Raw genomic sequence first — 24,247 nt, 5'->3', positions numbered from 1 at the left:
TGTCCGGTGGTGAATGTCCTGCACCCCTGTCGATGCCCGTTCAGCGGGCCGGGAAACCATCCAATGCCTGACGGAGGTCGTCGATCAGGTCGTCGGGGTGCTCGATGCCGACCGCGATCCGGATCGTGCCGGGGCCGATCGAGGCGGCCCGCAACTGGTCGGCGTCGAGCTGGCGGTGCGAACTCGACGCCGGGTGCAGGATCAGGGTCTGTGTGCCGCCCAGCGACGGTGCGAGCTTGATCACCCGTACCGCCTTCTGGAATGTGAGGCCCGCCTCGTAACCGCCGGCCAGATCGAAACAGAAGGGAGCGGCGAAGCCGCGGACGTACGACGTGGCGACCGCATGACTGGGATGGCCGGGCGCGCCGGTCCACAGCACACGCTCGACCGCCGGATGATCGGCCAGGAACCCGGCGACCCGCGCCACGTTGTCCGTGTGCCGGGCGATCCGCAGCGGCAGGGTCTGCAGGCCGCGAAGCGTCAGCCAGGCCGCGAACGGGTCGGTGACCGAACCGAACTCGACCGCCTCGCCCCACACCTCGCGGTACAGGGCGTCGTCGGCGAAGACCGCGATGCCGCCGGTCACGTCGCTGTGCCCGCCCAGGAACTTCGTCACCGAGTGGAGCACCACGTCGGCGCCGTGGTCGATCGGCCGGCACAGCAGCGGAGTGGCGAACGTGTTGTCGACGATCGTCACCACCCCGGCCTCTCTGGCGATCGGTGCGAGGGCAGGTAGGTCGCTCGAGTGACCGGTCGGATTGGCGATCGTCTCCAGGTAGAGGATCCGTGTCCGCGGGGTGATCGCGTTCCGTACCTCCTCGGGATCGTGCCCCGTGACGAAGGAGATGGTGAGGTCGTAGCGATCGGCGAGTTTGCGCAGCGCCGCATGGGTGCCGCCGTAGAGGGTGTGCTGGGCGATGACGTGATCGCCGGCGCGCAGCAGGCTGTGCAGCAGCAGCGACACGGCGCCCATCCCGGAGCCGGTGGCGATCGCGGCGGCGCCACCCTCCAGTTCCGCGACCGCCTCCTCCAGGGCGCGCACGGTCGGGTTGGCGAAGCGGGAGTAGACGTAGGACCCGTCGGGCCGGTTCAGCCCGTCGGCCAGCGGATCCGGATCGTCGAACGCGAACGAGGACGTCTGATACAGCGGGACGCTCAGCGGCGTGCTGTCCGGAACCGGAACAGGGATGTGGACGACGCGGGTGTCGGGATGCATACCTCCGATCCTGAGTGCCCGTGGCGGTGCCGCGACAGAGCCAATGCCGCTAGATTGGTTTGTCGATGAGTCCAATCACGTCCGCGGAGCTCGCCGCCCGCCTCGGCCGCTGGTCCGCCGGCCGCGGTCCGCTCTACCTGCTCCTGGCCGGTCGCCTCCGGGCCCTCATCGACGACGGCGAGCTGCCGCCCGGCACCGGGCTGCCCACCGACCGGGCCCTCGCGGCCGGGCTCGCCACCGGGCGGACCACCGTCGTCGCCGCCTACGATCTGTTACGAGAGGAGGGGCGCCTCCTCCGGCGGCAGGGCAGCGGCACCTGGGTGGCCGGTTCCGCGCCTGCTGCGGTGCCGTCCGCCGAGCCGACCGGCAACCCGGTCTTCCTGCACCTGCTCGAACAGCCCGATCACGTCTCCCAGTTCGCGTGCGCCGGGCCGCTCAGTGCGCCGCCCGAGTGCCGCGACGCTTTCCGGGCGGCGCTGACACGCCTCGACGACGGCCTCGGCTACTTCCCGGCGGGTCACCCACGGTTACGGCAGGCCATTGCCCAGCGGTACGCGTCACGCGGGCTCTCCACCGAAGCCGGGCAGATCCTCGTGACCACCGGTGGTCAGCAGGCGCTGTCGCTGCTCACCCGCGCGCTGGTGGCGCCGGGCGACGAGGTCGCCGTGCAGGCGCCCACCTATCCGGGGATGCTGGAGGTGCTGCGGGAGCACGCGGCCGTGCCGCTGCCGGTGGGCGACGACTTCGCTTCCGCGTTCGCGCGGGCGCCCGTTTTCGCGTACCACATCGGGGTTTGTCACAACCCGACCGGCCGGACCCTGCCGGAGACCTCGCGCCGGGAGATCGCCGAGGCGGCCCGTGCCGCCGGAGTGCCCCTCGTCGTCGACGACGTGCTCGCCGAGCTGGACTTCGGCGGTCCGCAGCCGCTGCTGCCGGGAACGATCAGTGTCGGCTCGCTCAGCAAGGTGGTGTGGGGCGGCCTGCGCGTCGGCTGGATCCGGGCCGACCCGATCCTGATCGGACGGCTGGCCCGGCTCAAGGCGGTGCACGACCTGGGCAGCGCGGTGATCGACCAGCTCGCCGCGACCTACCTGCTCGCCGACCTGGACGCTCTCGCGGCGGCCCGTGTCCTCCAGCTTCGCGAGCGCCATGACCACCTCTGCGCCGAGCTGCGCGAACACCTGCCCGACTGGACGTTCGACCCAGCGGACGGCGGGCAGACCCTGTGGGTACGGCTGCCACGCGGCGACGCCGGTTCGTTCGCGCAGGCCGCGCTCCGGCACGGTGTCGCGGTGCTGCCGGGCAATCAGCTCGATGCGTCCGGCGGCAGCACCGACCGGGTACGCCTGCCCTTCGTGGCCCCGCCCGCCGAGCTCACGGCTGCGGTGTCCGCCCTGGCCGACGCCTGGCACGGCTACGCCGGAGGCCCCGCCGTCACACCGCTGCCAGCGATCGCCGTCTAATGACTCGTCATATGTAGTTGCACTACGTATAGTCGTGGGCATGCGGGAAACCACGTACTTCATCCTGGCGGCCCTGCAGGACGGGCCGCTGCACGGATACGCGATCATCCAACGGGCGTCGGAGCTGTCCACCGGGCGGATCCGCCTGGCCACCGGCACGCTCTACACCGCACTCGAGCGACTCACCGGCACCGGCCTCATCCGGGTCGTCGACGAGCAGATCGTCAACGGCCGGGCGCGGCGCTCCTACGAGCTCACGCCGACCGGCGGCGCCGCCCTCAAGGACCACGCCGAGCAACTGGCCGCCGCCGCGCGCGTCGTCACCGAGCGCCGGGTCACCCGGACGGTGGTGCGTCCCGCATGACCAGGGTGGAACGCCGCTACGCCCGGCTCGTCCGTCTCTATCCGGCGCGTTACCCGCGTGAGGAGATCCTCGACACCGTCCTTCAGGTCAACGGCGCTTTCCGCGTACGGGAAGCCACCGCCCTCATCGCCGGTGCGATGCGGGCCCGTACCGGGGCCGACGTGCAGCGCACCCCGTCCGAGTTCGCCTTCTCGGCCGCCCGGCTGGCCGCGCTCGCCCTGCTCGTCTACGCGGCCGCGAAGGACGTCCTCGAGGCGGTTCCGCTCGACGTGCGGGCGGTCGTCACCGCGCCCGACGGCCTCGTCCAGTTCGCGGTCGTCAGTCTCTGCGCCCTCGTCCTGCACCTGACCGCGATGGTCGCGCTGTCCCGTGGCGCCCACCGGCTCGCGGCCATCGCGGCCGTCCTCGCGCTGCCGGTCGCCACGGTCGCCCAATGGCGGCACGGGATGCCGTGGGGCGCCGACGGCTACTGGGCCACCCCACTCGCCGCCCTGCTCACCGTGGTGCTGCTGTTCGCCCCGCGCCGGGAGAGGTCTTCGCCGCTGTTCTGGCTGCTCGCCGTCGTTCCGGCGATCGTCGTGCTGCCGACCGGCTCAGGGCAGTACCTGGGCCCGTCCTGGTTCATCCAGCAGCAGATGCTGCTGATTCTCGTGACGGTCGCGCTGCTCTGGTCGTTCGTGGACGCCCGGGTGCCGCTCGCGGTCGCGGCGGTGTTCGCCTGCAACGTGCTGACCGGTTTCCTCGTCGTCCTGATCAGCGGATACCTCGGCGACGGCGCGATTCTTCTCGGGCTCGCGATCACCACGCTGCCGGCGATCGCCCTGGTGGCCGCGGCGACCCTGAGCCGGCGCCGGTCACTGATCTGAGAGCCCCGCTCAGGAGCGGGTCAGCCAGGCGGTGGCCTGATTGGACTTGTCGCCGATCGCCTGCCAGCGCATCTCGAGGCGGCCGCGCTGATCCACACGCAGGGTCAGGTCGGCCGTCGTGACGCAGTTCCCGATCGGGTCCCAGCTGGTCTTCTCCTGCAGCAGGTGCATCTCCCGTTCCGTCGGGGCCGGGTCGGCGAGGGTGAGACTCCAGGTGCAGTTCAGCGTCGACGACTCGAACTCGCCGACAGCGGCCGCCTCGGCGAACGTGATCGTCACCTTCCACGAGGTGACGCTGCCGCCCGGCTGGCTGGCCCGGCCCGACCAGCGCCCGACGAAGGCCGCGGGCACCGCCTTGACCGACGGGGAACCGGCGCTGCTGGGCGTGGTGGTGCTCGGGCCCGGCGGCGCCGACTCGGCCGGCCCGGTGTACTGCCAGACCTCACGGGCGATCGCACCCGCCGCGAGCAGCGCGCTGACGACGATCAGGGCGATCAACGGCCTCCGCCCTGGAAGACCCCGATCGGGTACGGCCGTGGGCGCCCCGGCGGCGGTCGGACCGTCCGGTGGGCGTACCGCGGTCGGCGCGGCGACGGTCACCGGCGGCGCCGGAACGGTGGGCGCCGGTTCCGGGCCGTCCGGCCGGAGCCGGTCCCTGCGGGCCGCCCGCCGGGTCCGCTTGCGGCCGGACTCCTCGGCGTGGGCCCGGACCACCGCCTCCAGCAGCGGCCGGGCCTGGTCCGCGGTGAGCCGGCGAGCCGGGTCCTTGGCCAGCAGGCCTTTGACGACCGGCCACAGCAGCCCGGCGTGCGCGGGCGTCTCCGGACGGCCGTGCAGGACGGCGGCCAGCGTGCTCTGCGTGTCGGTGCCGTGGAACGGGGGACGGCCGGTCACCGCCGTGTAGAGGGTGACGCCGAGCGCCCACAGGTCGGTGGCGGCGGTCGCCGGGCGGCCGTTGATCCGCTCCGGCGCGAGGTACGCCGGGGAGCCGATCATCTGGCCGGTGGTGGTCAGCGCGGTGGCGTCGTCGAGCGCGGCGATCCCGAAGTCGGTCAGGACCACCCGGTCGCCGTCGAGCAGGATGTTCGCGGGTTTGACGTCGCGGTGCAGCACGCCGTCGCGGTGTGCGGCGCGCAGCGCGTCGAGGACCTGGAGCCCGATGGCGGCACACCGGTGTTCGGTCAGCAGCCCGTGCTCGCGGATGGCCCCGGCCAGCGACCCGCCACCGACCAGCTCCATCACGATCCACGGCCGGCCGTCCTGGACGACCACGTCGTGCACGGTGACGATGCCGGGGTGCCGCAGCCGGGCCGCGGCCTGCGCCTCGCGCATCGCCCGGCGGATCGCGGGGTCGTCCGCGCCGACCGGACCGTCGTCGGCACCCGGAAGGTAGATCTCCTTGACCGCGACGTCGCGCCCGAGCAGCGTGTCGTGGGCCTGCCAGACCGCACCCATGCCGCCCCGGCCCAGCCAGCCGTCCAGCCGGTACCGGTCGCCCACCACCCGTGCCGAACCCCCGGACATGCCAGGAATCTACCGCCCTCGATCAAACCGCAAAACCACCTGATGGGGCCCGCGACGCAGGCGTGAGGGCGGAGGTCGTGGGACACGCCGGCTGCGGCTGCGCGAGGAGGGCCACGGAGAACCGCTGAGCTGTACCCCCGTCATCGATCACAGCTGAGCCGGTTCTCGTACCCGTCCGGATAGTCGGCGCCGACGGCCTCGGCGGCGAGGTCGCGGACCTGCTGCGACCAGCCGCCCGCGTCCTTCTTCTCCTTGAAGACCCTCCATCCGGTGGCGCCCCGCAGCGCGGCGGCCGCCGTCTCGGAACCGGATTCGTCGCCGGCCCGGTCGGCACGCTTCCACTCGCTGAGCCACTCGCAGGTCACCTTCATCATGACCCGGGAGGTGAACAGGTCGGGTGAGTTGATGCCGTTCACCTCGAGGCCCGGAATGTCGAGGCCCGGCGGTAGCGGAACGTCGGCGAGGATCGCGGTGGCCTCCTTCGGCACCTCACCGGGCGTGACGACCTGCTGCGGCAATGAGGCCAGGTACTCCTCCGGGCCGACGCGGACGACCCGGTCGAGCAGCTGCTGGAACCGTGCCGCGGTCATGCCACCGGCGCGGATGTCGATGAAGGTGCCGTCCTTGGGCTTGAGCAGCACCTCGTGGTCCCACGTGCCGCGGTCGAAGAGGTGCCCCGGCCGCCCGGCCACGGTCGTCGGGCGCGGTTTGCCGGCATACAGCCGGTCCTCGTAGCGGCTCTGGTAGAACTTCTCGTCCGACCAGTCGAACTCGACGGTGCCACCGTCCTTGGAATACGACGCGGTGCCGTCCAGAGCGCCGTACCCGTAGATCACGGTGAGCTTCCACCCCTTCTCGCCGACGATCAGGCGGGGGTAAGTCCCGGCGGTTTCGAGATCCAGCAGTCGGCCGGCCTCCTCGCCGCCGGTTCCCGTCGAGGCCGAGGGGCTCGTGCCGATCCCGGCACTCGCGCCGGTGCCGGGCAGCACCAGCGGCGACTCCGGCTCGGGCCGCAGCAGGGCGGTGGCCCCGATCAGCCCGGCGACGGCGGCGGCAGCGGTCACCGCGGCGGCGAACCGGCGGCGCAGCGGGCGGCGCAGCGGGCGGCGCAGCGGGAGGACACTGACGGGAGGTGCGGACATGATCTCCTCCAGGAGACTCTGCTGCGCCCCGTCGAGCCGTCCGACGATCTCGGGACGGTACGGGTCCGCGTCGCGAACCAGGCGGTCCAGCTGCTCGTCGCTCATCGGCCCTCCTCCGGGGCGGTCGCGGTCAGGACGTCGAGTACATGTCCGGCGTCCGGAGGATCGTCACCGACGAGTTCCCGCAGCCGGGCCCGCGCCCGCGACAGCCGGGTCCGCACGGTGCCCGCGCTCAGCCGCAGCACCTCGGCGACCTCGCGGGGCTGCAGTCCCTCCCACACGGTGAGCGTGAGGACTTCCCGATCCACGTCGCCAAGCCGTGCGAGCGCGTCGCGCACAGCCAGGCGCTGCGCCACCTCGTTCCCCGGATCAGCGGAGATCAGGCCGCTCAACCGGTGCCGCAGCCGCTCGCCGAGCCGTTCGCGGCGCGCGCCGCCCCGGTGGTGGTTGGCCAGGACGCGACGGGCCACCCCGTACAGCCAGAGGGTGATCTCGTCGTCGGGTGGCAGGTCCGTGCTGCGCCGCCAGGCCACCAGGAACGTCTCGGCGACGATGTCGGACGCGTCCTCGGGCTGTTCGACCCGGCGTGTCGCGTACGCGAGCATCGCCTCGAAGTTGGCCGCGTAGACACGCCGGAACCGCTCATCGGGAGAGATCACGAAACGTCCATGTCCGGCACGCCCCCGAACGTTACCGCCGGCCGCGGCTCGCGGATGCCACGGCCGGCGTGAACTCAGGCGGGTGGGAGCAGCGCCAGGTTCTGGATGGCGGCGAGCCCGTACAGGGCGGTGGTGTTGGTGTCCACCCAGGGCGCGTCCTCGACCGGGTTGAGCACCTCCGGCCCGGTCAGGGCGGTGGTACGCCACGGGGAGGCGTCGGTGTAGCCGTCGGTGGCGTTGAACTCCCGCCACGCCCGGGCGGCCAGGGCGGCGTCGCCGAGGCGGGCCGCGGCGTACGCGGTCAGCCGGGAGTGGCCCTGCTTGAGGATCAGGTTGCCGAAGTGGGCGCCCGTCTCCGCGGTCTGCTCCTCGCGGGTGGCGTTGAAGAGCCGGCAGTACTGCAACCAGGCGGCCTCGAAGGCCGGCAGGTCGACCAGCGCGATCAGTTCGGCACAGATCTCGACCTGCCCGAACATGGCGCTCAGGTGTGACACGCTGACGGTCTTCTGCGCGACCGCGAACTCCCCGGTGTCGATGTCGTAGAGACCACTGCCGGTGACGAACCCGTTCGGCATCCGCCCGATGGTCCGCATCGTGGCGAGCAGCTTCTTCTCGGCGGCGGCGGCCTTCGGCCCGCGGCGTTCCCATTCGGTGAGCCAGGCCGCGGCGAGCCCGCTCCAGTCGGTGCCGAGGCCGATCGACAGGGCGTGCGGGTCCGGCGTGTACGGCTCGGTGCGGATCTTCCGGAGAGGGTCGAGGGCCAGGAACGTACGGTCGGAGTCGACCAGTTCGTGCATGAGGTCCCCGACGCGCTCGTCGGCGGTGAGGAAGTAGAAGATCCGCCGGTAGACGGCGGTGCTGATGCGCTGCTGCTTGGCGCTGTCGGCCCAGTGCTGCACACCGTGCCGGGTGCCGAGCCCGGCCCACTGCCCGAGGTGGTAGACGTCGACCTCGCCGGTGTGCCGGGTCATCGCCTCGGCGAAGCGGAAGATGTCGGCCCGCCCGGAACGCAGGTAGGCGAACCACAGCCACAGGTCGGGCGACAGTTCCGAGTTGTCCCACGCGTAGCCGCCGATGTCGTAACGCCACACGTGCCGATCCACGTCGGGCGTGTGCATCACGTCGCCGTAATTCCAGAACCCGTACCAGTGCCGGGATTCGGCCTGATCACGGTAGTAGTCGAAGAGGAAGTCGAGCCGGTCCTCGATCTTCGCGCGGTCGGGCGCGGACCGGTCCACGGGTTTGAAGAGGCCGCCGAACGCGCCGGCGGCGGCCAGGTGGGCGGGCGGGGCCACGATCTGCGGAGGGGCGGCGACGGTACGTGCCAGGGCCGCCAGCTCCGGCGCGGACGGGGTGGCGGCCAGCGCGAAGAACGTGAGTTCCGTGGTCCGGGCGACGCCGTAGGGCGTACCGAATCCGGGTTCGTAGTCCTCGTAGGTGATGTTGAGCCCTTCGAGCTGCTCGGGATAGGTGTCCTGGCCGAGACCGTCGTGATAGAACCGGGTGTCCATCGGCCCGGCCTCGGGCGACCACATCCACAGCGTCGCTGTCGCCTCGTCGGTGTCGGCGCCCCGGATGTCGAGCTGCGCCGGGTACTTCTGCCAGAAGTCGCGCATCCCGAACCCGAGCCCGCCGCTGACCCCGCCGACGTAACCGAACCCACTCGACCGGCGTCCCGCGTCCACATCGATCCACCCGTGCCCGGCCTTGGTGCGCTTACGGATCGTGTAGCCCTCCGAGCTGAGCTGGGCGAGCGTGTAGTCACCCCAGGCCGGGATCAACGGCAGCCGGGTGGTGACCCGCTGGTCCCAGGTGGCCGGGTCGGGCAGCTTCCGGCCGGCGAGCTGCGCCGTCCGTACCGCAGCCCCGGGGTCTCGCCGAAGGCCGGTTATGCCCTTGACCGCCTCACGCAGGAGCCCGTCACCGTCCCCGGAGATCCGGATGTGCCGGTCGTAGGGTTCGTCGCGCATCGGCACGCCGACCCGGACACCGAGCCCCGCGATGAACTCCTTCTGCCCGTCGCTGTCGAACAGGAACGTGTGCACCACCCGGACATGCGACGCCCCGGCGTAGAAGTAGAGCCGCACGATGAACGGCAGCCACGACCGTCCGCGCCGCCGGTGGGTGCCCTCGATCTTCACGACCGCCCGGACCGGCCCGCGCTGCTCGATCGTCACCTTGCGGACATCGCTGGTCAGGCGCTCGCGGGAGGTCCGGCGCTCGTCACCGTCGTCGGCTGTGGTCTGGCGGAGACTGACGAGCCGGAGATCCCTGGCGATCACGGTGTCATCGCGGGAGATGGAGCGGATCAGGGCTTCTCCGCGCCGGCCGACGACTACGTCGATCAAGCCGGTGCCGATGACGATGGAATCGCGCCGATCGGACACGGTGACGGCGGCAGCCGGTGCCGGGCCGGTGGTCCGCCTCAGCACATAGGTGTCGTGCACGGGAGCATCGGCGGGCAGGGCGTGCGCGCTCCACTTGAGCGACCCGTCCGGCCAGTAGCCGATCGGCCAGCTCTGCACCGGGACCGCAGCGCCGTCCGGCGTGGCCAGCGCGAACGGCGAGTCCGCCGGGACCGCGCCCTGCGGCCAGGGCACGCCCCAGGTGCTGCCGACGTTGGTGCCGGGCTTGTCCTCGAGCCAGTTCACCGTGACGGATTCGGGCGCCGTGGCCGGGGCGTGGAAGCGCAGCGGGGCGCCGGTGGGCCTGGGGGCGGCGGCGAACAGGGGAGTGGCCGCGACGCCGCGGACGAAGGTGCGGCGGGAGATTGACGACATGGGGATCAGCCTTTGAGTCCGGAGGTGGCGAAGCCCTCGACCAGCAGCCGCTGGAACGCGGCGAAGAACAGCAGGATGGGCACGATCGCGAGCGCGGACAGGGCCAGCATCGGCCCGAACGCGTTGTAGTCGGTGGTGTCGATGAACAGCCGCAGCGCCAGCGGCAGCGTCAGCTTCTCCGGCGACGACAGGTAGATCAGCTGGCTGAAGAAGTCGTTCCAGGTCCAGATGAACGTGAAGATGCCGGTGGTGACGAGCGCCGGGCGGACCAGCGGAAGCACCACCTTGCCGAAGATGCGGATCGACCCGCACCCGTCGAGCCGGGCCGCCTCGTCGAGTTCGCGCGGGATGGTCCGCATGAACTGGACCATCAGGAAGATGAAGAACGCGTCCGTGGCCAGCAGTTTCGGCAGGATCAGCGGCCAGAACGAGTCGACCATCTCGAACCGCTGGAACAGCGAGTACTGCGGGATGGTGACGATGTGCACCGGCAGCATGATCGTCGCGAGCGTGAACGCGAAGAACGGCGTGCGCAGCCGGAACCTCAGCCGGGCGAACGCGTACGCGGCCAGCGAGCAGCTCGCGATGTTGGCGATCGCGCACGCGCCCGCCACCAGCGTCGAGTTGAGGAAGAACTGCCAGGCGTGCACCCCGGCGATCTCCCCGGCCAGCGCCCGGTAGTTGTCCAGGATGTACTCACGCGGCAGCAGCGCGAGGCTCTGCACGATCTCGGCCGGCGGTTTGAACGACGCCAGGAACAGCCAGGCGATCGGATAGAGCAGGGGCGCGAGCAGAACGAGGACGGCCGCGTGCCGGAGCCGGCTCACGAGTCGTCACCGCTGTAGAAGACCCAACCTCTGGCGGTACGGAAGAGCAGCGCCGTGATGAGCGCGATCACCACCAGGAGGAACCAGGACATCGCCGACGCGTAACCCATCTTGAACTCGACGAATCCCTTCTCGTACAGGTAGAGGGTGTAGAAGAGCGTGGAGTCGCTGGGCCCGCCGGTGCCGTTGCTGACCACATAGGCGCCGGTGAAGACCTGGAACGCCCGGATCGTGTCGAGCACCAGGTTGAAGAAGATGACCGGCGACAGCATCGGGATGGTGATCCGCAGGAAGGACCGCCACGGCCCGGCCCCGTCGACCGCGGCCGCGTCGTAGTACTCCTGCGGGATCTGCTGCAGGCCGGCCAGGAAGATCACCATCGGGGCGCCGAACTGCCACACCGCGAGCAGGACCAGCGCGAGCAGAGCCCGGTCCGGCTGTCCGATCCAGTCGTGGAAGATCACCCGCCAGACGAGCGCCACACTGACGCTCGCGCCGAGCAGCGACGGCGCGTAGAACGCCGACCGGTAGAAGCCCTGCGCCCGGCTGCGGCGATTGATGAGCAGGGCGACACCGAGAGCCGCCACCAGTTGTACGGGCACCGAGATCAGCACGAACTTGGACGTGGCCCCGACCGCGTTCCAGAAGTGCGGGTCGACCGTCAGCATCCGTACGTAGTTGTCGAACCCGACCCACTCGGGCTCGGTGAACAGGTCGTAGTCGGTGAACGACAGGTACAGCAGCCACACCATCGGGCCCAGGGTGAGCAGCACCATCCCGGCCGCCCACGGTGAGAGGAACAGGTAGGCGATCGACGCGCGTTCGCCGTACCGCCGCCGGGCCTTCGATCCCGGTGTTGGTTCTGCCGACCGACGCGGCCGGTCCAGCACGGTGGTCATGCCCCGAGCGCCTGCTGGATCTCGCTCATCAGGCGCGGCGCCGCCGCCTCCGGGGTGGCCTTGCCGTGCATGACGTCGTCGTAGATGCGCTGGAACTGGGTCTTCACCACGCCGGCGCCCTTCGGCGGCGGCGCCGGGGCGGGCAGCAGTTGCGGCGACACCTTGGCCTCGTAGTCGGCGACCATCTTCCACTCGTCGGTCAGTTTCGTGGCGAGGGTCTCCCGGACCTTGAGGTTCGGCGGCAGGCCGCGGGCCATGCCGAGGATGGCGCCGGCCTCGGGGTCGTTGAGGAAGAAGTCGACGAACTTGAGGGCGACGTCGCGGTTCCTGGTGCGCTGGGCGACGCTGAGCATCATCGGCGGCTGGGTGAACTGGCCGATGCCGGTGCCCGCCGTGGGGAACTGGGTGAGCGCGAACTCGCCGCCGTAGTTGTCCCAGGAGGTCATGCCGACCGTGCTGTCCGGGCAGAACTCGGCGGTCGACTCCTTGCGGGGGAACGGGGTGAGCGTGGTGTTCGCCGTGACCTCCGCCGGGGTGATCGCCTTCGCCTCGCGGAAGCGCACGCCCAGCCTCCACCACGCGATCACCTCGGCCTCGGTGTAGCCGAGCTTGCCGTCCGCGGTGTAGAGGTCCCTGCCCTGCTGGCGCAGCCAGTCGCCGAACCAGTCCTCGATGCCGAACGGGTCGCTCAGGCCGCTCACCTTCGGGCCGAACTTCGTGCTCACCGCCGTGGCGGCCTCCAGCAGATCGTCCCAGGTCCAGCCGTCGGCCGGCAGCTTCGCCCCGGCCTCCTCCCAGCGTTTGGCGTCGTACTGCAGCACGTGGGTGGTCTGGCCCATCGGCAGGCCGTACGTCTTGCCGCCGACGTCACCGGCCGGGAACAGCTTGGGCTCCAGGTCGGCGGTCTGCACCTCGGTGCCGAGATGCGCGGTGAGGTCGAGCAGGGTGTTGCGTTCGGCGTACTCGCGCAGGTAGCGGTCGCCCATCTGCAGCACGTCGGGTGCGTTGCCGCCGCTCATCTCGGTGGCGAGCTTCTGGAAGTACGGGTCGTAGGCGGCGTAGGTGGTCTTGACCTCGACGCCGGGGTTCTTGCCGACGAACAGGTCGACGACCTGCTGGGTGAGCTTGGCCCGTTCCTCGCTGCCCCACCACGCGAACCGCAGCGTGGTCTTGTCGCCTCCACCGTCACCGCCGCACGCCGCGGTGGTGAGGCCGGCGCCGGCCAGAGCGAGACCGGTTCGTAGGAGGGTGCGTCTGCTGACCGTCATCGAGGCCTCCCGTGTAACGTTTCAGAAAATGGCCGCGTATCGAATCGCTTCGATTGAGTGACGGCAGCTTTGCACGGGGGTTATCGGCACGTCAACGCCTTGAATCCATAGACAGTTATCTTTATAGAAGAGTGCCGCCCGGCCCCCTTCTCCGGGTTCCGGGCGGCCCTGGTGTCATCGTGCCGCGATCGCGACCTCCGGGTAGCGGGTCGAGGCGCCGCTCAGCAGCGGCTGGTGCCGGTGCCGCAGGTGCTGGTCGAACGTCGCCCGGACGTACCGGCGGGTGATCTCGGTGGCCCGCTCGCCGGTGATCGTCTGCCCGATGTCGATGCCGAGCTGATCGGCGAAGACCCCGAGGTCGGTGAAGGACGCGTGATCCGTGCCGGCCACCGTGAGCCAGCGCTTCCACCCGCCCGCCCGCCCGTAGTCGGCGGCCAGCCACTGATCCTCGCTGTCCGGTCCGTGGTCGGCCGAGCTGAGCACCACGAAGGGCCGCCGTACGCCGGTCGCCGGGACGACCGGGTCGCCCCCGGTGTCCGTCGTGCCGTCGATGTCGATCGCGGCGTCGATCCGCCGGTCACCGGCCATCGCGGCGAGCGCGCTCGCGCCACCGGCCGAATGCCCCGCCGCGCCGATCCGCGACGGGTCGATCAGCCGGCCGCCCCGCCACGCCGGATCACGGCCGGTCAGCTCGTCGATCACGAACGACACGTCGGCCGCCCGGCCGCGGTAGAGCTTGCCGAAGAACGTGCGGTCGTCGTCGAGCTCGCACGCCACGCACCCGGTGATCCGCCCGTCCGGGAAGGTCACCGCGTACGTCTCGTAGGTGTGCTGGATGCCGGCCACCACGTACCCGTGGCTGGCCAGGTCCTCGGCCAGTCCGGACAGCGTGGCCATCGGCTGCGTCCATCCCGGCGACAGGACGATCAGCGGCAGGCTGTGCGCCCGCCCGGCCGGTGCCGCGCCGGCCACGGCGTGGGTGGCGACCGTACTGAAGATCTCCCGCGGCACCGCCGGGTCGAGGCGCTTGCCCTCGGTGATCAGGCGGGACTCCTCGGGCGACAGGTACTGGACCCGGGTGCCCTGTGACGTCTTCGCGGGATACCACACCGTCACCATGAGCTCCCGGAACGCCTGCTCGGGAACCCACGGGTCGGATCGGGAGGTGTCCTTGAGATGGAGTTCGGTCGCGCCGACCGGGTGCCGGCCGGTCGGCGCGGTGAGAGCGAGCGGCTCGGCGGTCGCAGCCGGGACCGCGCCCGTTCCCAGAAGCCCGGCCGCGACCACGACAGCGGTGAGAAAAGCGCCCATGCGCACGTTCCCTTCGATCGGAGTTGACCGATGCTAGGAACGGCGCGGGGGCCGAATCGTCGGCCCGTGGAGGGACGTGTGGCATGCCCGTCGGACCGCCGGCATACGACGACGGTGGGAGCCCGCCTCTCACACGACGACGGCCGGGCTGGTGAGCCCGGCCGTCGGTGAGACGCGGATCAGCGGTCGCGGTCGCTGGCGATGTCCTCGGAGTAGGTGGCTCCGCCGTCGGACTCGGAGGTCAGCGGGCGGGCACCGCCCTCCGGCGGCCCGGCCAGCGACTGCTCACCAGCCGCCAGGTGCGGGAACTTCTGGTCGAAGGCGGGCCGCTCGGAGCGGATCCGCGGCATGTGGTCGAAGTTGCGCAGCGGGGGCGGGCTCGTGGTGGCCCACTCCAGCGAGTTGCCGTGACCCCACGGGTCGCTCACCGTGACGATGCGGCCGACCTTGTAGGACTTCCACACGTTGTAGACGAACGGCAGGGTCGCGATGCCCAGGATGAACGAGCCGATCGTGGAGAACGTGTTGAGGAACGTGAAGCCGTCCATCTCCATGTAGTCGACGTACCGCCGGGGCATGCCCTTGTTGCCGAGCCAGTGCTGCACCAGGAACGTGCCGTGGAAGCCGATCATCGTGAGCCAGAAGTGGATCTTCCCGAGTCGTTCGTCGAGCATCCGGCCGAACATCTTGGGGAACCAGAAGTAGATGCCGGAGAAGACCGCGAACACGATCGTGCCGAACAGCACGTAGTGGAAGTGCGCGATCACGAAGTACGAGTCGGAGACGTGGAAGTCGATCGGCGGCGCGGCGAGCAGGACACCGGAGAGACCACCGAACAGGAACGTCACCATGAAGCCGACGGCGAAGAGCATCGGCGACTCGAAGCTGATCTGGCCGCGCCACATGGTGCCGATCCAGACGAAGAACTTCATGCCGGTCGGGACCGCGATCAGGAAGCTCAGGAAGCTGAAGAACGGCAGCAGCACCTGGCCGGTGGCGAACATGTGGTGCGCCCACACGCTCATCGACAGCGCGCCGATCAGCAGGGTCGCGGCCACCAGACCCTTGTAGCCGAAGACCGGCTTGCGGCTGAAGACCGGGATGACCTCGGTGATGATGCCGAAGAACGGCAGCGCGATGATGTAGACCTCGGGATGGCCGAAGAACCAGAACAGGTGCTGCCACAGCATCGGCCCGCCGGTCTCCACGTTGAACACCTGCGCGCCGAGCACCCGGTCGGCCGCCAGCGCGAACAGCGCCGCCGCGAAGAACGGGAAGACCAGGATCACCAGCAGGCTCGTGACCAGCATGTTCCAGGTCAGGACCGGCATCCGGAACATCGTCATGCCCGGGGCCCGCAGGGTCAGGATCGTGGTGATCAGGTTGACCGCGCCGAGAATCGATCCGAGACCGCTGAGCGCCAGGCCGACGACCCAGCAGTTCCCGCCGATGCCGGGCGAGTGCAGGCTGTCGCTGAGCGGCGTGTAGGCGAACCAGCCGAAGTCGGCGGCGCCACCGGGCGTGAGGAACCCGCTCATCGCGATCAGGGTCCCGAACAGATAGAGCCAGTACGCGAACGCGTTGAGCCGTGGGAACGCCACGTCCGGCGCTCCGATCTGGATCGGCACCACGTAGTTGGCGAACGCGAACACGATCGGGGTGGCGAAGAACAGCAGCATGGCCGTGCCGTGCATGGTGAACAGCTGGTTGAACTGCTCCGGCGAGAGGATCTGCATCCCCGGCTTGGCCAGCTCGGCACGCATCAGCAGCGCCATGATGCCGCCGACCATGTAGAACACGACCGACGTGACCATGTACATGATCCCGATCTGCTTCGCGTCCGTGGTGCGCAGGAGCCGGCCGAGCGCCGTTCCCTTCACCTGCCGGCGAACCGGATGTGGCCGTACGGGCACCGGCCTGGGCGCGACGGTAGTCAAAGCGAGCTCCTCACCAGCGGATGCGACAACGGTGGCCTATACCCGTTATAGGCTTCTACCGCAGCAATCCGCTCCAGATCGGCGTAATAGCCGCATCCGGCCCGCCGAATCGGGTATAGGGAGGTCAGGCCGCCATCTCGGAGGTGCCACCGAGCATCTCGTCGATGGCCGACGGGGACAGCGGCCGGGCGAACAGGAAGCCCTGCGCCCGCCGGTAACCCAGCTCGAACAGCCGCCGGGCCTGCTCCGGCGTCTCCACGCCCTCAGCCACCGTGCCGAGACCCATCTTCTCGGCGATGTCGGCGATCGCGCCCGCGATCGCCTCCTGCTGCGGCGTCCCGTTCAGCCCGTCGACGAATGACTTGTCGACCTTGATCACGTCGACCGGGCAGGTACGCAGCAGGCCGAGCGACGAGTGCCCGGTGCCGAAGTCGTCCAGGGCGATGTGCACGCCCAGATCGCTCAGCGCGTGCACGGACGCCAGCGCCCGGCCGCCGCCGAACACCGCGGTCTCGGTGATCTCCACGGTGAGCTGCTCCGGCGGCAGGCCGTGCCGCTTCAGCGCGGCGGCCACCACGTCGGGCAGGCCGGGGTCGAGCAGCTGCCGGGCCGACACGTTGACCGCCACCGAGTCGAGGGCGTCCGGGCCGTGCATCCGGCGCCAGGCCGCCGCCTGCGCGCACACCGTGTCGATGATCCATTCGCCTAGCTCGACGATCAGCCCGGTCTCCTCGGCCACCGGCACGAAGTCGGCCGGCGAGATGGTACGGCCGTCCGCGCGGGTCCACCGGACCAGCGACTCGACGCCGGTGACCAGGCCGTGCGGCAACGCCACGACCGGCTGGTACAGCATGTGGAACTCGCCGGCGGTCAGCCCCCGGCGCAGGTCGGCGGCGATCGTCGCGCGCTGGGTGAGGTTGCGCTCCAGCGACGCGTCGTACCGGACCATCCGGCCGCCGCTGTGACCGGCGGCCTCCCGCAGCGCGATCTCGGCGCGGCGGTACAGGTCGGTGTCGTCGGCGATCCCGATCGACACCTCGACCACCACCTCGTGCCCGGCGGCGTTCAGCGGCTCCTCGCCCCCGGCGACCAGGCGGTCCACGATCGCCGCCGTGGCGGACGGCGTGCCCGGCAGCAGCAGGCCGAACTCGTCGCCGCCCAGCCGGGCGACCACCGCCCGCTCGCCGGCGATCCGGGTGAGCCTGCCGGCGTACCCGATCAGCAGCGCGTCCCCGGCGACCGGCCCCAGGCTGTCGTTGATCGACCGGAAGTCCTTGAGGTCGATCAGCACCACGGTGTGCGGGCCCTCGGCGGCTGCCACCGCGGTGGTGAACGGCCGCCGGGTGTAGAGGCCGGTCAGCTCGTCGTGCATGGCCTGGTGCGCGACCCGGTCCAGCAGGGTGGCGTTCTCGGCCAGCGCGATCGCCTGCCGCGACACCACGAGCAGCAGGAGCAGCGTCGTCCCGGCCACCTGAACCGTGCTGAGATGCCCGGTCCGCAGGTACACCGTCCCCACGAGCAGGCTGGTCAGCCCGCTCGCGACCAGCGGGATCACCGCGCCGCGCCGGTAGACCGCCGGGTGCGCCACCCGGGCCGGCCGCTCGCCGTGCCCGGCCAGGACCCGCTGCTGCGCGTGCGCCGCCAGGGCGCCGAACATACCGACGAACGGCAGGACCACGGCGCTGCCGTTGAGGTGCGGCCAGGGCAGCAGCACGAACATCAGGATCACCGACAGCGGTCCGGCGATCCCGATCGGCGACAGCCACCACAGGGCGGCGCGCGGTGCCGGGCTGCGCCGGGCCGTCATGATCTTCACGACGACGACCACGCCGGCCACGCCGATCCCGACCATGGCCAGGTTCAGGTACCACGCCGAGGCGCGGCCGCCGAACCGGTCGACGGCCCAGCCCATGTACTCCGAGGCCGCGACACCGGCGGTCACCGCCACCACGGCCAGGTCCAGCAGGGCCGTGGTGAGCTGCCGCCAGCTGCGGCCACCGCTCGGCAGGCGCAGCAGTGCCGTGATGGCCAGGCCGGTGCCGAGGACGTACAGGATCAGGGTCCGCTCGCCGAGCGGGGGCATTCCGTCGAACGGGACGACGGCGACCTCGACGGTCTGGCTCACCGTTCCGGCCAGGACTGCGCCCATCGCCACGGCGAGCCGCCGCCAGAACTGCCGTAGCGGCCCGCTCGTCGAGCCGGAGGTGGCCGCGAAGGCCACGACCGCGGTCGCGACGCCGCAGACCGCCGGAATCCACACCAGCAGCCGGTGGAAGCCGATCTGGGTGCCAAGCGCGATCAGGACCACGTCGGCGAGTGCCGTCAGGATGGCGAAGGGTGCGAACCACGCACGCCAGTGAGGCAGGGGCGCTGTCCGGGCCACGTCCGCCTCCCTGATCTGATCGATGTCCGCCGCAAGCCGTCAATCGGCAACCCGGAATTTGACCTGAGGAATCTAGTACGCCGCGGGGGCGGGGCGTGCGCCGCCGTCGCCTTCCGCTATAGCTAACGGCGTGGACAACAACGAGCGGCCGGAGCGACGGCCCCGCGCACGCCGCGAGACCGGGCCCCAGATCCGGGACGTGGCGGCCGCGGCCGGAGTCTCCTACCAGACCGTCTCACGGGTGCTGAACAACTCGCCGCGGGTCCGGCCGGAGACCCGGCAGCTCGTGCTCGACGCCATGGAGCGGCTGCAGTACCGGCCCAACCGGGCGGCGCAGACCCTGGGTTCCGGCCGGGCGAACGCGGTCACCGTGGTCACTGCCAACACCACGCTGTACGGCTACGCGGGCGTCCTGCAGGGCGTCGAGGAGGCCGGCCGCTCCCTGGGCCTGGCGGTCGGTGTCCGGGTCGTCGAGTCCGAGGCGGCCGCCGACGTGCGGCAGGCCGTCGACTACGTGAGCGACCCCAGTGCCGGCAGTGTCGTGGTGGTCGCCTTCGACCCGGCCGGCGCCGCGGTGGCGCGGGCCCTGCCGGACGAGGTGCCGATGGTGGCGGCGACCGAGGCGGGCGGCCTGCCGGGCGCGACCCGGCCGATGATCTGGCTGGACGAGCGGCACGCCGCGGCCGAGGCGACCCGGCACCTGCTCGGGCTGGGGCATCACACCGTGCACCACGTGGCGATCCCGTCGGAGGCGCGGGCGAGTGCCCGGCAGAGCGGCTGGCGGGAGGCCCTGACCGAGGCGGGCCGTCCGGTGCCGGAGATCGTGGCGGCCGGCTGGGACGTGCGGGAGGCCTATGCGGCGGGCCGGGGGCTGGCGGCGGATCCGGCGGTCACCGCGATCCTCTGCGGCAACGACGACACGGCGCTGGCGGTACGCCGGGCGCTGTACGAGGCGGGCCGCGACGTGCCGGGCGAGGTGAGCATCGTCGGGTTCGACGACGTGCCGGGCGCCGCCTTCTGGACGCCGGCGCTGACCACCGTGCGGATGGACTTCCAGGGCCTGGGCCGGGCGTGCGTGGCGGAGCTGGTGGGTGAGCCGATCACCGGCCCGCAGGTGCCGCACCTGGTGGTTCGCGAGTCGACCGCGTCACCGAGGTAACAAAACCGTAACGCGGGCTTCCGGTCGCAAGGTGTGACCGGTCACACTGTTCTCGTCCTCATCCATGTGACCGGTCACATGGATAGCAGTGAACCCCTTCCCCCGGACAGAGGAGCGTTATGAGACGCACCCTCGGGATCGCGGTCGCCGTCACCACGGCCGCCTCCCTGCTGACCGCACCGCCCGCCCACGCGGCGCCCTCCCAGATCACCTTCGACCTCGGCGTGAGCACCGGCGCCCTGCGCTACGGCGCGACCGGCTTCCTGTACGGCCTCGGCGACGAGGGCATCCCCGACGAGACCATGCTCGCCGCCCTCAAACCACAGGTCACGGCCCAGAAGGCGCCCGACGGGCTGCAGCATCCCAACGGTGACGCCCTGAAGATCGCGCCGATGTTCAAGCGGGCCGGCGGCCGCGAGATCCAGATCTACATGCAGGACGTCTACCAGCAGTGGCCCTACGAGAACCTGGGCATCAACGACTACCTCGCCAAGGTCGACACGATGACCCGCAAGGTCGTCGCCGACCCGTACCGCAGCTCGTACGTCTACGTGCCCTTCAACGAGCCCGACCAGATCTGGTACGGCGGCAACCTCAACGGCCTGCTCGCCGACTGGCGGACCGTCTACCGGCGGATCCGCTCGATCGACCCCACCGCGCGCATCGCCGGCCCGGGTTTCGCCGCGTACCGCTCGGCCGACCTGAGGACGTTCCTCACCTACGCCCGCGACAACAACGTGCTGCCCGACGTGATGGCCTGGCACGAGCTCGGCGACGACTTCTACTCCAGCTGGCACCTGCACTACTCCGACTACCGCTCGATCGAGACGAGCCTCGGCATCAGCCCGCGGCCGATCAGCATCAACGAGTACGGCCGGATCTCCGGCGACCTCGGCGTGCCCGGCAACCTGGTGCAGTACGTCGCCAAGTTCGAGAACAGCAAGGTCGACGGCTGCCTCGCCTACTGGACCACGGCCGGCGGCCTCAACGACCTGGTCACCCGCAACAACCAGGCCACCGGCGCCTGGTGGCTGTACCACTGGTACGGCGAGATGACCGGCAACACCGTCGCCGTCACGCCGCCGTCGCCCGGCGGGGCGCTGCAGGGCCTCGGCGCGGTCGACGCGAACAAGAAACAGGCCCGGATCATCCTCGGCGGCAACAACCCGGCGTCCGGTACGTACGACACGAACGTGCAGGTCCGGGGCGTGCCCAGCTATCTCGGCTCGAGGGTGCACGCGACCGTCTGGGGTGTCGACAACGCGGGCATCAACCCGTCGAGCGGACCCTACAAGGTGACCGAAGGTGACTTCACCGTCAGCGGGGGCCAGCTGACCGTTCCCCTGACCGGGCTGAAGGGCCAGTCGGCGTACCAGATCATCCTGACGCCCGACCGGGATCTGACCGCCGTGCCGGCCAATCGCTACGAGGCGGAATACGGCGGCCTGTCCGGCGGCGCCCGGGTCACCTACGGCACCAACACCGGATATTCCGGGACCTACTTCACCGAGGGGTACGGGGCCAGCAGCACCGCCTCGACCAGGTTCGTCGTGACCGCCCCGAACGACGGCTACTACAACCTGAGCCTCCGCTACAGCGCCGGGGCCTACACCAATGCGCCCGCGAACCGGTCGATCCGCCTGCGCGTCAACGGCTCGAACGTCAGCGACGTGGCCCTGCCCGGCACCGCGAACTGGAACACCTGGAACACCGTCACCACCAAGGTGTACCTGCCGGCCGGGATCAACCGGATCGAGTACAACGCCTACGCCGCCGACGACCGGGACGCCGTCAACCTCGACTACCTGGACCTCGCGGCGACCAGTGGCACGGTCAGCGCCTACGAGGCGGAGAGCTCGGCGAACACGCTCGGCGGGACCGCCGTGGTGACGACCGACGCGGCGGCCTCGGGTGGCCGGTATGTCGGCTGGGTCGGAGCGGGCTCCGCCAACACACTGCGGTTCAACGGTGTGACCGTGCCCAGCGCGGGCCGCTACCGGCTGGTCGTGTCCTACGCCAACGCCGAGGTGGTCGGGGACCACGCCTACAACAACAACATCGTCGACCGGCACGCCGACATCAGCGTCAACGGCGGGACCGCGAAGCGGCACGTCTTCCGGAACACGCTCGCCTGGAACACGTACCGGACCACGGTGGTCGATGTGGATCTGGCAGCGGGCGCGAACACCATCACGTTCGGGAACGCCTCCACGGGCTACGCCCCGAACATCGACCGCGTCCAGACAGCCGCCGTCCTCGGCTGAACCCCGCAGCCGGCGCCGGGTGACAGCCCGAAGTTCCCGGCTGTGCGCCACGGCTGTCTCAGCGGGGCTGGGACAGCCGTGGGCGACAGCCACAGAAGATCGCGAAGGAGTACATGTGAGCGTGGCCTGGGGACGGTACGTCGTCGATACTCCGGCGGACGGACCGGCCACCCTTCGGATCGGGGCCGGAGCGGCTCAGCCACTCGTCGAGGTGCTCACCGCCGGCAGCGGGCGCGGGCACGTGTCCGCCCGCTTCTCGGAGACCTCGATCGGGCGGCGGTTCCGCTTCACTGGCGCGATCCGGACGCCCGGCGAGCCTGGCGCGGTCCGGACGCCCGGCGGGCCTGGCGCGGTCCGGGCGTCCGGAGAGCTTCGGGTTCGGCTGCGGGATGACGAGAGCGGGCTGACCGCCGAGGTCTGCTTGAGCGGTGATCTTCAGGTCACCACCACGATCACCAACGAGGGTTCGGCGCCGGTTCTGCTGCTCGGCGTCACCAGCCTGGCGGTCGGGCTGGGGCCGGCCGCCGACCTGGACCTGGTGGCCGGGGACAGCGAATGGCTCGGTGAGGGCCGCTGGACCCGGCGGCCGCTACGGGAGGTCGTGCCCGACCTGAATCTGGCGGTTCACGGTCAGGACGGGCGCGGCCGGTATGCGGTGACCAGCACCGGAACCTGGTCGACCGGGGCACGGCAGCCCACCGGTGTCCTCGTCGACCGGGTCACCGGGACCGCCGTGGGCTGGCAGGTCGAACACAACGGCCCGTGGCGGTGGGAGGTCGGCGAACGGCTCGACGGCACCTACCTGGCACTGACCGGCCCGACCGACATCGATCATCAGTGGCAGCAGCCGCTGCTGCCGGGCGAGTCGTTCACCACGGTGCCCGCCTCGATCGCGGTCGGTGACGGCCTGCACGGCGCGGTCGCGGCGCTCACCGCCCAGCGCAGAAGCCAGAGACGGCCGGACTCGGGGCTGCCGGTGATCTTCAACGACTACATGAACACGCTGATGGGGGACCCGACCACGGAGAAGCTGCGGCCGCTGATCGACGCGGCGGCGACGGCCGGGGCCGAGGTGTTCTGCATCGACGCCGGCTGGTACGACAACGACACCACCTGGTGGGACAGCGTGGGGGAGTGGCAGCCGTCGACCAGCCGGTTCCCGGGCGGTCTCGGCGAGGTGATCGGCCACATCCGAGGGCACGGCATGGTTCCCGGACTGTGGCTGGAGCCCGAGGTCATCGGCGTGCGCAGCCCGATGGCCGACAAACTGCCCGCCGACGCGTTCCTGCAGCGCGGCGGCACCCGGCTGGTCGAGCACGGCCGCTACCACCTCGACCTGCGGCACCCGGCCGCGGTCGCGCATCTGGACGAGGTGGTGGACCGGCTCGTCGAACAGTTCGGTGCCGGCTATTTCAAACTCGACTACAACATCGACCCCGGCGCGGGTACGGACCTCGCCGCGCCCGCGGTCGGCGCCGGGCTGCTCGACCACAACCGGGCGCATCTCGCCTGGCTGGACGGGGTCCTCGACCGCCATCCGGGGCTGATCCTGGAGAACTGCGCGTCCGGCGGCATGCGGGCCGACTACGCGCTGCTCAGCCGGATGCAGCTCCAGTCGACGAGCGATCAGCAGGACTTCCGCAAGTACCCGCCGATCGCCGTCGCCGCGCCGCTGGCGATCCTGCCGGAACAGGCCGCCAGCTGGGCCTATCCGCAGCCGGAGATGAGCGACGAGGAGATCGCCTTCACCATGTGCACGGGGCTGCTCGGGCGGCTCTACCTCTCCGGGCGGCTCGATGCCATGAGCCCCGAACAGCACCGGCTCGTCCGCGACGGCGTCGAGGCGTTCCGGGTGATCCGGGGTGACCTGGCCGGGGCCGTGCCGGTGTGGCCGCTCGGGCTGCCCGGCTGGGACGACGCCTGGCTGAGCCTGGGCCTGCGGGCCGGCGATACCACCTACCTGGGGATCTGGCGGCGCGGAGGTCTTCCGTCGGCGGAGATCCAGCTTGATCATCTGCGGGGGAGGCGGATCGATGTCGATGTGCTCTACCCGGAGCGGCTGCCCGCCTGGGCGTACCGCTGGGGGAGTGAGAGCGGCTCGCTCACCGTGACCACCGCAGCTGATGAAACGCACACCGCGCGGGTCCTGCGGATCCGCACCCTCCCATAGATACGAAGGATCTCG

At 70.8% G+C, this 24,247-nt stretch carries 17 protein-coding genes; 6 read left to right on the top strand and 11 right to left on the bottom strand.

The window, feature by feature from the left end; all coding sequences use genetic code 11:
- Window positions 1-40 precede the first annotated feature (40 nt).
- Window positions 41-1,216: a trans-sulfuration enzyme family protein gene (locus tag CLV67_RS35475; RefSeq protein WP_106326404.1), complete on the bottom strand. Its 1,176-nt coding sequence runs from the start codon at window positions 1,214-1,216 to the stop codon at window positions 41-43.
- A gap of 65 nt (window positions 1,217-1,281) precedes the next feature.
- Here CLV67_RS35475 and CLV67_RS35470 point away from each other — a divergent pair, with 65 nt between their 5' ends.
- Genes CLV67_RS35470 through CLV67_RS35460 form a run of 3 tightly spaced genes read left to right on the top strand, consistent with a single transcriptional unit; the run spans window position 1,282 to window position 3,909 of the window.
- Window positions 1,282-2,679 (top strand): aminotransferase-like domain-containing protein, encoded by a 1,398-nt coding sequence (locus CLV67_RS35470; protein WP_106326402.1) that lies wholly within the window; start codon window positions 1,282-1,284, stop codon window positions 2,677-2,679.
- A 40-nt stretch (window positions 2,680-2,719) separates the two neighbouring features.
- Window positions 2,720-3,043 carry a PadR family transcriptional regulator gene (locus CLV67_RS35465; RefSeq protein ID WP_106326400.1) on the top strand — a complete coding sequence of 108 codons (324 nt, stop codon included), beginning with the start codon at window positions 2,720-2,722 and terminating at the stop codon, window positions 3,041-3,043.
- Window positions 3,040-3,909 carry a hypothetical protein gene (locus tag CLV67_RS35460; RefSeq protein ID WP_106326398.1) on the top strand — a complete coding sequence of 290 codons (870 nt, stop codon included), beginning with the start codon at window positions 3,040-3,042 and terminating at the stop codon, window positions 3,907-3,909. The genes CLV67_RS35465 and CLV67_RS35460 overlap by 4 nt, the downstream gene beginning before the upstream one ends.
- Before the next feature lie 9 nt (window positions 3,910-3,918).
- Here CLV67_RS35460 and CLV67_RS35455 read toward each other — a convergent pair whose 3' ends face one another.
- The 10 genes from CLV67_RS35455 to CLV67_RS35410 form a co-directional block, all read right to left on the bottom strand.
- Entirely contained in the window at window positions 3,919-5,433 is a 1,515-nt protein-coding gene (locus tag CLV67_RS35455; protein ID WP_106326396.1) for a serine/threonine-protein kinase, read from the bottom strand.
- Between the two features lie 140 nt (window positions 5,434-5,573).
- Complete coding sequence (locus CLV67_RS35450; RefSeq protein WP_106326394.1) at window positions 5,574-6,680, bottom strand: hypothetical protein; 1,107 nt, start codon at window positions 6,678-6,680, stop codon at window positions 5,574-5,576.
- A complete protein-coding gene (locus CLV67_RS35445) occupies window positions 6,677-7,234 on the bottom strand; it encodes an RNA polymerase sigma factor (RefSeq protein WP_239166373.1) in 558 nt (185 codons plus the stop codon). Before CLV67_RS35445 ends, CLV67_RS35450 begins: the two co-directional genes overlap by 4 nt.
- Before the next feature lie 74 nt (window positions 7,235-7,308).
- Entirely contained in the window at window positions 7,309-10,014 is a 2,706-nt protein-coding gene (locus CLV67_RS35440) for an exo-rhamnogalacturonan lyase family protein (protein WP_106326392.1), read from the bottom strand.
- 5 nt (window positions 10,015-10,019) lie between these two features.
- The gene (locus CLV67_RS35435; RefSeq protein ID WP_106326390.1) at window positions 10,020-10,841 is read right to left on the bottom strand and encodes a carbohydrate ABC transporter permease; all 822 of its coding nucleotides are present in this window, start codon (window positions 10,839-10,841) and stop codon (window positions 10,020-10,022) included.
- Complete coding sequence (locus CLV67_RS35430) at window positions 10,838-11,740, bottom strand: carbohydrate ABC transporter permease (RefSeq protein WP_106326388.1); 903 nt, start codon at window positions 11,738-11,740, stop codon at window positions 10,838-10,840. The genes CLV67_RS35435 and CLV67_RS35430 overlap by 4 nt, the downstream gene beginning before the upstream one ends.
- On the bottom strand, window positions 11,737-13,008 hold the full coding sequence (locus CLV67_RS35425) for an ABC transporter substrate-binding protein (RefSeq protein ID WP_106326386.1): 1,272 nt from the start codon (window positions 13,006-13,008) through the stop codon (window positions 11,737-11,739). The genes CLV67_RS35430 and CLV67_RS35425 overlap by 4 nt, the downstream gene beginning before the upstream one ends.
- A gap of 174 nt (window positions 13,009-13,182) precedes the next feature.
- Window positions 13,183-14,319 carry an alpha/beta hydrolase family protein gene (locus CLV67_RS35420; protein ID WP_146169413.1) on the bottom strand — a complete coding sequence of 379 codons (1,137 nt, stop codon included), beginning with the start codon at window positions 14,317-14,319 and terminating at the stop codon, window positions 13,183-13,185.
- A 179-nt stretch (window positions 14,320-14,498) separates the two neighbouring features.
- On the bottom strand, window positions 14,499-16,256 hold the full coding sequence (gene ctaD, locus CLV67_RS35415) for an aa3-type cytochrome oxidase subunit I (RefSeq protein WP_106326384.1): 1,758 nt from the start codon (window positions 16,254-16,256) through the stop codon (window positions 14,499-14,501).
- Between the two features lie 124 nt (window positions 16,257-16,380).
- Complete coding sequence (locus CLV67_RS35410) at window positions 16,381-18,639, bottom strand: putative bifunctional diguanylate cyclase/phosphodiesterase (RefSeq protein ID WP_239166374.1); 2,259 nt, start codon at window positions 18,637-18,639, stop codon at window positions 16,381-16,383.
- A gap of 130 nt (window positions 18,640-18,769) precedes the next feature.
- Here CLV67_RS35410 and CLV67_RS35405 point away from each other — a divergent pair, with 130 nt between their 5' ends.
- The 3 genes from CLV67_RS35405 to CLV67_RS35395 all read left to right on the top strand — a co-directional run bounded on the left by CLV67_RS35405 (window position 18,770) and on the right by CLV67_RS35395 (window position 24,232).
- The gene (locus tag CLV67_RS35405) at window positions 18,770-19,798 is read left to right on the top strand and encodes a LacI family DNA-binding transcriptional regulator (RefSeq protein ID WP_239166375.1); all 1,029 of its coding nucleotides are present in this window, start codon (window positions 18,770-18,772) and stop codon (window positions 19,796-19,798) included.
- A gap of 119 nt (window positions 19,799-19,917) precedes the next feature.
- Window positions 19,918-22,062, top strand: a complete 2,145-nt coding sequence (locus CLV67_RS35400; RefSeq protein ID WP_106326382.1) for a carbohydrate-binding protein — start codon at window positions 19,918-19,920, stop codon at window positions 22,060-22,062.
- Between the two features lie 115 nt (window positions 22,063-22,177).
- Window positions 22,178-24,232 (top strand): alpha-galactosidase, encoded by a 2,055-nt coding sequence (locus tag CLV67_RS35395; protein ID WP_239166376.1) that lies wholly within the window; start codon window positions 22,178-22,180, stop codon window positions 24,230-24,232.
- Window positions 24,233-24,247: the final 15 nt, after the last annotated feature.

The organism is Actinoplanes italicus, assembly GCF_003001815.1.
Taxonomy (GTDB): Bacteria; Actinomycetota; Actinomycetes; order Mycobacteriales; family Micromonosporaceae; genus Actinoplanes; species Actinoplanes italicus.
This window is presented reverse-complemented; position numbering and strand designations above follow the sequence as displayed.